At 68.4% G+C, this 11,784-nt stretch carries 11 protein-coding genes; 2 read left to right on the top strand and 9 right to left on the bottom strand.

The window, feature by feature from the left end; translation table 11 throughout:
- Positions 1 to 6: 6 nt before the first annotated feature.
- From leuD to leuC, 3 genes are all read right to left on the bottom strand, one after another.
- Positions 7 to 657, bottom strand: coding sequence for a 3-isopropylmalate dehydratase small subunit (gene leuD / locus C3Y15_RS08385; protein WP_011881755.1), 651 nt, complete (start codon positions 655 to 657; stop codon positions 7 to 9).
- Between the two features lie 67 nt (positions 658 to 724).
- Entirely contained in the window at positions 725 to 871 is a 147-nt protein-coding gene (locus tag C3Y15_RS08380) for an entericidin A/B family lipoprotein (protein WP_011881754.1), read from the bottom strand.
- A gap of 3 nt (positions 872 to 874) precedes the next feature.
- Positions 875 to 2,284 carry a 3-isopropylmalate dehydratase large subunit gene (leuC, locus tag C3Y15_RS08375; protein ID WP_014725194.1) on the bottom strand — a complete coding sequence of 470 codons (1,410 nt, stop codon included), beginning with the start codon at positions 2,282 to 2,284 and terminating at the stop codon, positions 875 to 877.
- A 735-nt stretch (positions 2,285 to 3,019) separates the two neighbouring features.
- Between leuC and C3Y15_RS08365 the strand changes: the two genes are divergently transcribed.
- Positions 3,020 to 3,745: a glutathione S-transferase gene (locus C3Y15_RS08365; protein WP_034195017.1), complete on the top strand. Its 726-nt coding sequence runs from the start codon at positions 3,020 to 3,022 to the stop codon at positions 3,743 to 3,745.
- A 14-nt stretch (positions 3,746 to 3,759) separates the two neighbouring features.
- On the opposite strand, the gene C3Y15_RS08360 is transcribed toward C3Y15_RS08365, so the two are convergent.
- The 5 genes from C3Y15_RS08360 to C3Y15_RS08340 all read right to left on the bottom strand — a co-directional run bounded on the left by C3Y15_RS08360 (position 3,760) and on the right by C3Y15_RS08340 (position 9,250).
- A complete protein-coding gene (locus tag C3Y15_RS08360; RefSeq protein ID WP_069240053.1) occupies positions 3,760 to 5,457 on the bottom strand; it encodes an NAD(P)/FAD-dependent oxidoreductase in 1,698 nt (565 codons plus the stop codon).
- Between the two features lie 39 nt (positions 5,458 to 5,496).
- Positions 5,497 to 5,979 carry an aromatic-ring-hydroxylating dioxygenase subunit beta gene (locus C3Y15_RS08355; protein ID WP_011881729.1) on the bottom strand — a complete coding sequence of 161 codons (483 nt, stop codon included), beginning with the start codon at positions 5,977 to 5,979 and terminating at the stop codon, positions 5,497 to 5,499.
- A complete protein-coding gene (locus C3Y15_RS08350; RefSeq protein WP_041494102.1) occupies positions 5,963 to 7,303 on the bottom strand; it encodes a Rieske 2Fe-2S domain-containing protein in 1,341 nt (446 codons plus the stop codon). Before C3Y15_RS08350 ends, C3Y15_RS08355 begins: the two co-directional genes overlap by 17 nt.
- A 157-nt stretch (positions 7,304 to 7,460) precedes the next feature.
- Positions 7,461 to 7,859, bottom strand: a complete 399-nt coding sequence (locus tag C3Y15_RS08345) for a hypothetical protein (RefSeq protein ID WP_011881727.1) — start codon at positions 7,857 to 7,859, stop codon at positions 7,461 to 7,463.
- Positions 7,860 to 7,867: 8 nt separating this feature from the next.
- On the bottom strand, positions 7,868 to 9,250 hold the full coding sequence (locus C3Y15_RS08340; RefSeq protein WP_011881726.1) for an MFS transporter: 1,383 nt from the start codon (positions 9,248 to 9,250) through the stop codon (positions 7,868 to 7,870).
- Between the two features lie 138 nt (positions 9,251 to 9,388).
- Between C3Y15_RS08340 and C3Y15_RS08335 the strand changes: the two genes are divergently transcribed.
- Complete coding sequence (locus tag C3Y15_RS08335) at positions 9,389 to 10,294, top strand: LysR family transcriptional regulator (protein WP_011881725.1); 906 nt, start codon at positions 9,389 to 9,391, stop codon at positions 10,292 to 10,294.
- 21 nt (positions 10,295 to 10,315) lie between these two features.
- On the opposite strand, the gene iaaH is transcribed toward C3Y15_RS08335, so the two are convergent.
- A complete protein-coding gene (gene iaaH / locus C3Y15_RS08330; RefSeq protein ID WP_080484416.1) occupies positions 10,316 to 11,737 on the bottom strand; it encodes an indoleacetamide hydrolase in 1,422 nt (473 codons plus the stop codon).
- Positions 11,738 to 11,784 lie beyond the last annotated feature (47 nt).

Below are 11,784 nucleotides of genomic sequence, written 5' to 3'. Positions count from 1 at the left end.
CCGAAATCAGCCGACCAGCTTGTTGTTGAGCCACGGCTGCTTCGCGAGCCGCTCGGCTTCGAACTGGCGGATCTTGTCCGCGTGACGCAGCGTCAGGCCGATGTCGTCATAGCCGTTCAGCAGACAGTACTTGCGGAACGCGGCGATCTCGAACGGATACTCGCGGCCGTCGCCCGTGCGCACGACCTGCGCCTCGAGGTCGATCGTCAGCTGATAGCCGTTGAACGCGTACGTGTCGTTGAACAGGTGATCGACCTGCTGCTCGGTCAGCACGATCGGCAGCAGCCCGTTCTTGTAGCAGTTGTTGAAGAAGATGTCGGCGAAGCTCGGCGCGATGATCGCGCGGAAGCCGTACTGCTGGAGCGCCCACGGCGCGTGCTCGCGCGAGCTGCCGCAGCCAAAGTTCTTGCGGGCCAGCAGCACCGACGCACCCTGGTAGCGCGGCTGGTTCAGCACGAAGTCGGGGTTCAGCGGGCGCTTCGAGTTGTCCTGGCCGGGCTCGCCGTGGTCGAGGTAACGCCATTCGTCGAACGCGTTCGGGCCGAAGCCCGTGCGCTTGATCGACTTCAGGAACTGCTTCGGGATGATCGCGTCGGTGTCGACGTTCTCGCGATCGAGCGGCGCCACGACGCCGGTATGCACATTGAATTTTTCCATGATCCGTCTATCCGGTTGAAGGGCCGGCATGCCTGGCCGGCGCACATCGACAATATTTCGGCGGGCGTCAGTCCGCGGCGCGCTGCAGCGCGTTGCCGGCGGCGTTGACGTCCTGGCCGAAGCCTCGGACGGTGTTGCAGCCCGTCAGGCCGAAGCCGAGCCCGACGAGCGCCAGCGCGGCAAGCACGCGCACGATACGTTGCGATGCCTTCACGCGTTACCCCAGCTTGCGAATGTCGACGAAATGGCCTTCGATCGCCGCCGCCGCCGCCATCGCGGGGCTCACGAGGTGCGTGCGGCCGCCCGCGCCCTGCCGGCCTTCGAAGTTGCGGTTCGACGTCGACGCGCAGCGCTCGCCCGGCTCGAGCCGGTCGGCGTTCATCGCGAGGCACATCGAGCAGCCGGGCTCGCGCCATTCGAAGCCCGCGTCGGTGAACACCTTGTCGAGCCCTTCGCGCTCGGCCTGCGCCTTCACGAGGCCCGAGCCCGGCACGACCATCGCGAGGCGCACGTTCGGTGCGATGCGGCGGTTCAGCTTCTTCACGACGTACGCGGCCGCGCGGATGTCCTCGATGCGCGCGTTCGTGCATGAACCGATGAAGATCTTGTCGACGTTGATCGACTCCATCGGCGTGTTCGGCTCGAGCGCCATGTAGGCGAGCGCGCGCTCCATCGCGTCGCGCTTGACCGGATCCTTCTCGCGCTCGGGATCGGGTACGCGCGCGTCGATCGACGTGACCATTTCCGGCGACGTGCCCCACGTGACCTGCGGGACGATCTCGGCTGCGTTCAGCTCGACCACGCGGTCGAACTGCGCGCCTTCGTCGGACTTGAATTCGCGCCAGTATTCGACCGCCTGATCCCATTCCGCGCCGGTCGGCACGAACGGACGGCCTTTCAGGTAGTCGATCGTCGTGTCGTCGACGGCGACCATGCCGGCGCGGGCGCCGGCTTCGATCGCCATGTTGCACACGGTCATCCGGCCTTCCATCGTCAGCGCGCGGATCGTCGAGCCGCCGAATTCGATCGCGTAGCCGGTGCCGCCCGCGGTGCCGATCTTGCCGATGATCGCGAGCACGATGTCCTTCGCGGTACAACCGCGCGGCAGCGTGCCTTCGACCTTCACGAGCATGTTCTTGCTCTTTTTCTGCAGCAGCGTCTGCGTCGCGAGTACGTGTTCGACTTCCGACGTGCCGATGCCGTGCGCGAGCGCGCCGAACGCGCCGTGCGTCGACGTGTGCGAATCGCCGCAGACGATCGTCATGCCCGGCAGCGTCGCGCCCTGCTCCGGCCCGATGATGTGCACGATGCCCTGACGCAGGTCGTTCATCTTGAACTGCGTGATGCCGAAGGCGTCGCAGTTCGCGTCGAGCGTGTCGACCTGCAGCTTCGAGACCGGATCGGCGATGCCGTGGCTGCGATCGGTGGTGGGGACGTTGTGGTCCGACACGGCCAGGTTCGCGCTGATGCGCCACACCGGGCGGTGCGCGACGTTCAGCCCTTCGAACGCCTGCGGGCTCGTGACTTCGTGCAGCAGTTGACGGTCGATGTAGAGCAATGCCGTGCCGTCGTCTTCGGTGTGGACGACGTGGGTATTCCACAGTTTGTCGTAGAGAGTCTGTGCCATGGGTATGCGGGGTCGTGATGACTACAAGCCTTGCGGGTGCGGTCGATTATGCCACGCGCAACGCGCCGCCGCGCAGTGCGGGCGCGAAAAACCCATTAAAAACAGTGGTTTGGCTGGTAGTGGCAATACCTGTATCGGGATTACCAGCCAAACCCGCCCACGCCCGGATCGCGACGCACCGGAACGCCCCGGTCTGCCTGCGCGCGATTCGCGCATACGACCGATTCACGCAGTTCGGCACGTCCCGTCTCGCCGAACCGGGAGCCCGCCGCGATGAAGCTCGGCATCCGCACCTCGCTCGCCCCGCCTCGACACCGAAGGCGCGCCATTCACGACGCTGTTACGCCACGGCACGCTCGATATCGAGCTGTACCGCGCGCGGCGACGACCGCCAAACGCCGCTTACGTGCGACGAGATCTACGCGATCACGGCGGACGCGTCGCGCTTCATTGTGCGACCGGCGAGAATGTGCAGTGGCACGCCAGCGACGTGCTATTCGTCCGCGCGTTCGCGCCGCACCGTTTCATCGGCTTCTCCAACGATCGCTCGACGTGGGTGTCAATCGACGGCCCGAACGGCGACACACGCGACATACCCACCCCCTACCACCCGCGCCTCACGCCGCATTCCCCCCAATCTCCTACACTGTCTATTCCCGACGAGCGGCGCACGGCCGCCCTTCCCGCCATCGCGATGCGCACGTCACGCGGCGCATCGCCCGACAGGAGCACCGGATGCGATACGAACTCTATTACTGGCCCGAAATCCAGGGCCGCGGCGAATACGTGCGGCTCGCGCTCGAAGCGGCCGACGCCGACTACGTCGACGTCGCGCGCGAAACGGGCCGCGGCATGGGCGTGTCCGCGATGACGCGGATGATGGACAGCACGAAGGCCGAATGCGTGCCGTTCGCGCCGCCGTTCCTGAAAGCCGGCGACGTAGTCGTCGGGCAGACCGCGAACATCCTGCTGTTCCTCGGCCCGCGGCTCGGGCTCGCGCCCGACGACGAAGCCGGCCGGCTGTGGGTTCACCAGTTGCAGTTGACGGTCGCCGATTTCGTCACCGAAATCCACGACACGCATCACCCGATCGGCAGCGGCCTGTACTACGAAGATCAAAAGGCGGAGGCCGCCGAGCGCGCGGCCGATTTCATCGCCCACCGGCTACCTAAATTCCTCGGCTACTTCGACCGCGTCCTCGCGCAGAATCCACACGACAGCGGCTACATCGCGGGCGATGCGTTGAGCTACGCGGATCTGTCGATGTTCCAGCTGATCGAAGGCCTGCGCTACGCGTTCCCGAACGCGATGAAGCATGCAGCGCGCAAAGTCGGCGGCCTCGTCGCGCTGCACGACCGCGTCGCCGAGCATCCGGGCGTCGCGCGCTATCTGGCATCGGAGCGCCGCATCGCGTTCAACGAGATGGGGATCTTCCGGCACTACGCCGAGCTCGACAGCTAGCGGCGCATGCCGCGTCAGTCGCCGTAGCGATAGCGGTTGCGCATCGCGTCCAGCGGATTGCCGTCGGCCAGCACGCCGCCGAGGCTGTGGATCACCGCGCTCGCCGCATTGATCGCCGTCTGCACCGCGCCCTCGATCCAGCCGCCCGTAAACGAGCAGCAGCAGCCGGCCAAGTAAATGCCACGGTCCGTCGAAGGCTCGACGGCCGTCTGGAACTGGTAGAACAGCGCCTGCGAATGGATGTCCTCGCCCGGATAGTTCAGCTTGAACGCGCCGAGCGCATAGCGGTCCGACAGCCAGTCGTGGCTCGTCACGTTGCGCGCGTAATCGTCGTCGAGCGGACGCAGGTGTGCGGCGAACGCCGGCGACACGACACCGATCTCGGCCACGAGGCGCTGGAACCGTTCGACCTTGTCCGTGAGCGACAGGATCTTGTGCGAATCGTCTTCCCACGTGTAGCTGATCAGCACGACGCCGTGCGCGTCGCAATCGTCGGGCGCGTAGTCGAGGCAGTAGATGCCGCGCGCCAGCGTGTCGGTCTGGATGTTGTGCGGCAGCCCGTGCTTGAGCCAGAACTTGTCGCGGGTCAGCACGAACAGCTTCGACGAACTGACCATGTGCGTATCGTTGATCGCGCGCACGACCTCGGGCGCGAACAGGTTCGCGATGCCGGTGATGCCCATGCCGACCTGCATCGCCCGCGTCGTCGTCGCGACGATCACGCGGTCGAACACCTGCGTCGTCCCATCGTCGAGCGTCAGCGCGAAGGTGCCGTCCGGCTGCTTCTCGACGCGCCGCACGGCCGCGTGCACCACCCGGTCGCGTACGCGCGCGGCTTGCCCGCCGTCGTCGAGCAACCGCTGCGCGAGCGCGAAGATGCCGGCCGGAATCAGCCGCTGGTCGACTTCGAGTTCGTTGACGACGATCCGCAGGATTTCGAGGAACGACGCGCGATAGACCGGCTGAAAACCGCCCGAGCCGATCCCGAGCGTGCCGAACAGCCGCAGGTCCTCGCTCCTGCGCCAGCGCACGCCGCCGGGCGGCGTCGCGCCCGTGAAGATCTTGACGATCGCCGAGTAGAACGACTCGTCGCCGAACCGGTCGATGTACTGCTGCCAGCCGCGACGCGCGTCGTCGTAGCAATGCGCGCGCAGCAGCGCCGTCAGCTCGGCCGGCGCGGGCAGCTGCGTGCCGTCGTCGAGCCGCACGCCGTCGCGTATGAACGCGCGCCAGCCGCGGTCGACGCGGTCGAACAGCGCAGGCGGGCGCTCGCCCGCGGGCCAGCGATACGCGTGCCCCTGGTAATGGATCTCGGTATCGACGACACCCGGATCGGGAAACGTCGACGAGCTGTCGATGCCGAACCGCTCGAGATAGTGGTACAGCGCGGCCTGCGATGGCGGGAAACGCATCGCGCCCATTTCGGCGAGCAGGTGCGGATGGTCGGGATTGATCGACTGCGACAGCAGCCGGCCGCCCACGCGCGCCGGGTTCGCCTCGAACACGACGAGCTGCCGCGCACCCGCGCGCAGCAGCTCGCACGCGGCGACGAGGCCGCCCACGCCAGCGCCGACGATCGCGATCCGCGCGTCGCGCGCGCCATCCGCCGGCAGCGTGCCGAGGTGTCCGCCGGTGCGGGCCAGGAAGGCGCCGTAGTCGTACAGCGTGTCGATGTACGGCAGCGTGCGCGACAGAAATTCAGGAGCGTTCATGGGATCGGGGTCGGTAAGGAGCGTGCGCGGCGCACGCGGTCACATCGGCAGCTGGATGCTGCCGAGCGGCGCGTCGGCATTGACGAGATCGACGCGCTTCACGTGGATGCGCAACGCGTCGTCGCGCACCGCCAGCGCGTGCGTGTACCAGCCGGCGAACAAGGTCTGCTCGTCGCGCCGTGTTTCGACGTAGTGAAACGGCGTGCGCAGCAGGTACGCGCCGTGATCGGGCTCAGCGCGATCGACCTGCGGCCGCTGCAGCAGATGATGACCGCGGCTCGCCGGCTGCTGCGAGAACGTGCGGCGCCCGCCGAGCCGCTCGATGCGGATGCGCAGCAGCAGCAGGTCCTCGTCCATCAGCGCGCCGTGCAGCTCGGTGTCGGGCTGATCCGGCGACAGCGGCATCCAGTAGCGCGCATCGTCCGCGTACATCGAGAGCCATTCGTCGTAGCGCCGCTCGTCGAGCAGGCGCGCCTCGCGATAGACGAACGCGACGAGCTCATCGTCACTGAATACGCGCATCGGCGGCCTCCTGCGTCGACGCGGGCGCGATGTAGCGCAGCCATGCGCGGAACTGGTTGCGGATCTGCTGCTCGCTGGTGCCGTTCGTCACGAACGTCGGCTGCGCGAACTCCTGCGGATCGAACAGACGACCGACGTGCACCCAGTCGCGCGACTGCGTCGCGAGCCCACGCTGCGCGCGCTCGTACATCTCGAGATCGTCGTGCGCGACGATCGACGTCGGCGCATTGATCAGGCGGTTGTACGCGAGCGTGCGCTCGAACAGCGAGTCCGGTGCGCCGACCAGCCGGAACGACCACGACTCGACCAGCGTGCGATCGACGGCAAGCGGCTTGAACACGCGCAGGATCTGGATCGGCCCCTTCACCATCGCATTCGGGAACAGCACGGTGTTGTGACGCACCTCGCCGAGAATGCGCGCGGCGCGCGCTTCGCCATAGGCGGCGACCATCTTCTCGTGATAGCCGGGAATCGGCGTATAGCGCGCATGGATCGAATCGGCGGTGCCGGTATGCCCGTGCCCGTTGGGCCACACGCGCAGCCCCATCTGCTCGAAGAACGCGTGCGGCTGGATGAACGGCTCGAGCAGTTCGACCGCCATCGGCTTCGCGTGCTGCGCGCCGTCGCGCTCCCACACGCGCACGGCCGTGCCGGCCGACGATTCGTGCGCGACCATCGGATGACAGGTGTCGGTCTGGTTCTCGACCAGCATTTTCCAGTTGCAGCCGTGCACGTAGCGGAACACGCCGCCGGCGACTTCGACGCGCCCTTCCGGCGAACGGTCGACCAGATTGTCGAGCGACGACAGCGCGTCGCCGAAATACGCGTGAAAATCGACGCCGGACGGGTTCAGCCGGCAGAACACGAAGCCGCGATGGTCATGCACCGCGCCGACCGCCTGCATCCCCTTACTCGCCTCGCACGATGCGAAGCCCGTGTTCTCGTAGCCGCGCCGCAGCGGGATCGCGTAGAGGCTGCCGTCGGTCCGATACGACCACGCGTGATACGGGCAGCGGAAGAACGCGCCCGTGTTGCCGCACGCGTCCGTCACCAGCTGGGTGCCCTTGTGCGAGCAGCGATTGTGGAGCACCCGCACCGACCCGTCGTCGTGGCGCACCATCACGACCGGCTCCGCGCCGATCGTCGTCGTCACGTAGTCGCCCGTCCGCGGAATCTGGCTCGTGTGGCCGACGTAGACCCACGTGTTGCGGAACAGCTCGCGCATCTCCAGCTCGAAGATGCGCGGCGACAGATAGAGGTCCTTGTGCACCTCGGTGTCGCGCACGAGCGACGCCGGCTCGTCGATGAACGGTTGCGCCGTCATGCGTGCCTCCGGCTGCGCACGCGCGAACGCCGCGCGCCGGCGCGGCGCGCGGTGTCGATTGCTTTTGTTGTCATCTCTCAGGTTCTGCTTGATATGGCGCCCGGAAGCGCATGCGCGTGCCGCCGCACCGCGCGGCACGCGTCGTTGCGGGTAACGGTCAGCCCGTCACCGGTGTTTCGTGCAGCCGCAGCCAGCCGATGCGGCCGTCCGCATCGCGTTCGAACACGACGGTCGAGCGGCGCACGGTACGCCGGCCGGCTTCGTCGGTCTGCGTCTCGCGATACGCGATCGCCGCGCCGCGCTGCCATGCGCTCACTTCGTGCAGCTCGTCGATCGCGATGCGCAGGCCGGGCCGCGCGCCGTAGCCGCGCGAGAACAGGATGTCGATATCGGCGTAGTCGAGCGCATGGCCCTGCAGCGAGATCATCGAGAACGCGCGCGAGAAGCGCGCGAGCAGCGGCGCGAGCGCGTCGCGCGTGGCGCGGCCGGACAGCCATTGCTCGATGTCGACGTGCGCATCGATCACTTCCTGGAAATACGGGTTTGACGGATTCATGCTGGAACTCACGAACGTTGGGAAGCCGCGCGCGCGGCAGGCGCACGATGCGTGGCGAGGCGTGCGACGAACGGCAGCGGCAGCAGCGTCGCCAGCGCGGCCAGCCCGAAGCATTGCTGGTAAGGCAGCTGCGCGGCGCCGCCCTGCAGCGACAGCAGCAGGTTCAGCGCGCTGCCCAGCACCGCGACGCCGAGACAGAAACTCAGTTGCCGATTGATGTTCCACAGCGCGCTCGCGTCGCCCATCCGCGCGGCCGACACGTCGACGAACGCCGCGCTTTGCGACGTGCTCGTGCACATGCTCGCGCCCAGCCCCATCGCGACGAATGCGAGCACGCGCCCGGCCTCGAGCGCGGCGAGCGGCGTCGCGAGCAGCACGATGCCGATCGCATCGATCGCGATCCCGCAGACGAACAGCGGTTTCGGCCCCCACTTCGGAAAGCAGCGGCGCGTGGTCGCGATCGCGGCGAACGATGCGATCGCCCACGGCACCATCAGCGCGCCGGTATGGGTCGCACTGAGCCCGAGCGCGTTCTGCAGATACAGCGCGGCGACGAGGTTCACGCCCGTGAACACGCCGGGCACGCACAGATAGACGATCAGCCCGATGCGCAGCAGCGGCTGCGCGACCAGGCGCAGATCGAGCAACGGCGCCGCGGCGCGGCGCGCATGCAAGACATACGCGGCGCCGGCCGCGATCGCGATCGCGAGCGGCACGAGCGCGTCGCCGCCCGCACCCGGCTGGCCCGCGAACGTGAGCCCGAGCAGCAGCGCGACGAGCGCCGTGGCGCTCAACCCGAGGCCGCGAAAGTCCAGCGCCGGCGGGTTGCCGTCCGGCGCGTCGGCCGGCAGCCATGCGAACGCGAGCACGCTCGTGAGCGCGGCGAGCGGCAGCATCCCGAAGAAGATCGCGCGCCACGATGCGCGGTCCACGACCACGCCGCCGAGCGCTGGCGACAACGCGGGCACGAGCAGCGCGACCATCATCACGATCGACGTCAGATGCGCGCGCGCCTCGGGCGGATACGCGCGATACGCCATCGTCTGGCCGACGGGGATCAGCAAGCCGCCGCCGAGGCCCTGCACCAGCCGCCATGCCAGCAAGGCGCCGATCGACGCCGACAGGCCGACGCCGAGGCTGCCCAATGCGAACAGCAGCAGCGACGCGATCAGCAGCCGGCGCTCGCCGAAGCGCCGCGCGAGCCAGGTGCCGAGCGGAATCACCACCGTGAGCCCGAGCACGTACGTGTTGCCGATCCACGCGAGCTGCGCGACCGACGCGTGCAGCTCGCGCTGGATCGTCGGATAGGCCGCGTTGATGACGAACATGTTCGCCAGGTCGATCGCGAACCCGAGCAGGTAGACGGCAGCGATTTTCGAGCGATCGGTCATGACGGCGGAAAACGTACGGAACGCCGCAGTGTAAGGTTCGGCGCGGCCGTCGATAAGACCGTCCGGGCGGCCACACCGGTCGAAAAATTTTGACAATCGAGGCACCATGTCGGTTTTCCGCCCAGCATCCGACACGCCATGGTGAGTCTCGATCGTTTCGCCGTCTTCCGCGCCGTCGTGGAAACGGGGTCGTTTACGGCCGCCGCCGCCCAGCTGAACCAGGCGCGCGCCGCCGTCAGCTTCAACATCAAGCAGCTGGAGGCCGAGCTTGGCGTCACGCTGCTCACGCGCACCACGCGGCGCGTCGAGCTGACCGACGCGGGCGAGCGCTTCTACGCGCGCTGCGTGCGCGTGCTGGAGGAAGCCGAAAGCGCGATCGACGACGCGCGCAGCGAGCATGGCGGGATGCACGGCGTGCTGCGCGTGACGTCGACGGTCGAGTACGGAACGATGGTCGTCGCGCCGGCGCTGCACGCGTTCATGCAGCGCCACCCGGCGCTACGCGTGCGGCTCGAGACCCATGCGACTCAGGTCGATCTGGTGCGCGAGCGTGTCGACGTCGCGATTCGGCTCGGCCGCCTCGAGCAGTTCCAGGATCTGCCCTACCGCGGCGCGTGCCTCGCGACCTACGAGGTGCGGCCGGTGATCGCGCCTTCGCTGCTCGCCGAGGCCGGCCTGTCGCAGATCGGCTCGCCGGAGCTGCTTGCCCGGCTGCCGCAACTCGGCCATACGCGGCTCGAGCGGATCGCCACGTGGACGCTCACCGATCGCGACGGCAACCCGCATGCGTTTCGCCCGGGCGCGAAGCCGCGCGTGGTGGTCGACAACGCGTCGGTGCTGCGCGTGCTCGCGCGGCAAGGCAGCGGCGTCGCGCTGCTGCCCGAGTGGCTCGTGCGCGACGACCTTGCGAGCGGCGCGCTGGTCGATGCGCTGCCCGGCTACCGGTTTCCGCCGCAGGCCGTCTATGCGCTGTACCCGTCGACCGCACACGTGCCGCAGAAGGTGCGCGCGTGGGTCGACTTCATGAAGGCGTATCTGGCCTGAAGTGGCGCGGCATGCGCAGGCTTACGCGCGTGCCGCGTCGTCCCGCAGCCGTGCGTCGACCCGTGCCGCGATCGCCAGCAGGCGGCGGTCGCCGCCCCACGGGCCTTCGAGCATGAGCCCGACCGGCAGCCCCGTTTGCGCGGAGCGGCCGGCCGGCAGCGACACCGACGGTACACCGGCGAGCGACGCGGGCGAGGTCTGACGCGCGACGCGCGCGAACAGCGCCGCGTCCTGCGCGGCCGTCATCGCGGCGGTGGCGTCGAGCAACGGCGCCTCGCCCGGCACCGTCGGCATCGCGATGCAGTCGACCGGCGTACCGAATGCGTCGTCGTACCAGCGCACGATGCGCCGACGCCAGTCGAGCGCATCGGCGTAGGACTGTGCATCGATCGGCGCGGATACGAACGAACGGAAGATCGCGCGGACGTCGTCGCTCGCGATCCGTTCGACGAACGTGTCGAACGGGATGCCCAGCCGTTGCGTCGCGAAGCGGCGCCAGTACAGGCTGGCCTCGAATGCCGCAATCGGAAAGCCGCACGCTTCGCTCGCGTCGTGCAGCTGCCGCGCGGGCAACGGCACGAGCGTCGCGCCGGCCGCCGCGCAGGACGCGAGCGCGCGTTCGATGCAGGCCGCGACGCCGGGATCCAGCTCGTCGAAATACGGCGCGGCCGGCACGCCGATGCGCAGCTGCGACCAGCCGGGTGCGGCGGCAATGCCGTCGTCACGCGTCAGCACCGCATCGAGCAGCAGCAGATCGTCGATGTGCCGGGCGATCGGCCCGACCGTATCGCGCGTGTGCGACAGCGACAGCACGCCGTGCGACGAATAGCGCTGCGCGGACGGCCGCAAGCCGTACACGCCGCAAAATGCGGCGGGAATGCGCACCGACCCGCCGGTGTCGGTGCCGAGGCCGAACGGAATGCCGGCCGCGACGGCCGCGGCCGTACCGCCGCTCGAGCCGCCCGCGATACGGCGCGGGTCGTGCGGGTTGCCGACCGCACCGAACTGCCGGTTGCCGCTCGTGATGCCGAACGCGAGCTCGTGCATGTTGGCCTTGCCGAGCGGCACCGCGCCGGCGTCGAGCAGGCGCCGGACGGTCAGCGCATCGTGCGTCGCGCGATAGCCGTTCACTGCCGGGCTCGCGCCGAGCGTCGGCATGTCGGCGGTGTCGAGGTTGTCCTTGATGACGAACGGCACGCCGGCGAGCGGCAGCGCGTCGCCTTGTGCGATACGCACATCGATGCGCTCGGCCGTGCGGCGTGCGAGTTCGGCATCGACGTGCACCATCGCATTGAGCGGCGCAATGGCGGCGAGGCGCGCGAGTGCATCATCGGCCACGTCGACGGCACGGCACGCGCCGTGGCGCACCGCATCGGCAAGCCCACGCACGCTCGCGGCGGAAACGAATGGAGAGGAAGAAACGCGGTTCGGCTGTGTTGTCATGTTGTGTGCTGGACGCGGAATCGATCGGGAAACGGGCGGCGTACCGA

Source organism: Burkholderia sp. B10, assembly GCF_004368385.1.
Taxonomy (GTDB): Bacteria; Pseudomonadota; Gammaproteobacteria; order Burkholderiales; family Burkholderiaceae; genus Burkholderia; species Burkholderia vietnamiensis.
This window is presented reverse-complemented; position numbering and strand designations above follow the sequence as displayed.

Bases quoted from the DNA above. Each gene is read 5' to 3' on its own strand.
- C3Y15_RS08355 (WP_011881729.1), bottom strand. From the start codon at position 5,979: ATGCGCGTATTCAGTGACGATGAGCTCGTCGCGTTCGTCTATCGCGAG.
- iaaH (WP_080484416.1), bottom strand. From the start codon at position 11,737: ATGACAACACAGCCGAACCGCGTTTCTTCCTCTCCATTCGTTTCCGCC.
- C3Y15_RS08335 (WP_011881725.1), top strand. From the start codon at position 9,389: ATGGTGAGTCTCGATCGTTTCGCCGTCTTCCGCGCCGTCGTGGAAACG.
- C3Y15_RS08360 (WP_069240053.1), bottom strand. From the start codon at position 5,457: ATGAACGCTCCTGAATTTCTGTCGCGCACGCTGCCGTACATCGACACG.
- leuD (WP_011881755.1), bottom strand. From the start codon at position 657: ATGGAAAAATTCAATGTGCATACCGGCGTCGTGGCGCCGCTCGATCGC.
- leuC (WP_014725194.1), bottom strand. From the start codon at position 2,284: ATGGCACAGACTCTCTACGACAAACTGTGGAATACCCACGTCGTCCAC.
- C3Y15_RS08365 (WP_034195017.1), top strand. From the start codon at position 3,020: ATGCGATACGAACTCTATTACTGGCCCGAAATCCAGGGCCGCGGCGAA.
- C3Y15_RS08345 (WP_011881727.1), bottom strand. From the start codon at position 7,859: ATGAATCCGTCAAACCCGTATTTCCAGGAAGTGATCGATGCGCACGTC.
- C3Y15_RS08350 (WP_041494102.1), bottom strand. From the start codon at position 7,303: ATGACGGCGCAACCGTTCATCGACGAGCCGGCGTCGCTCGTGCGCGAC.
- C3Y15_RS08340 (WP_011881726.1), bottom strand. From the start codon at position 9,250: ATGACCGATCGCTCGAAAATCGCTGCCGTCTACCTGCTCGGGTTCGCG.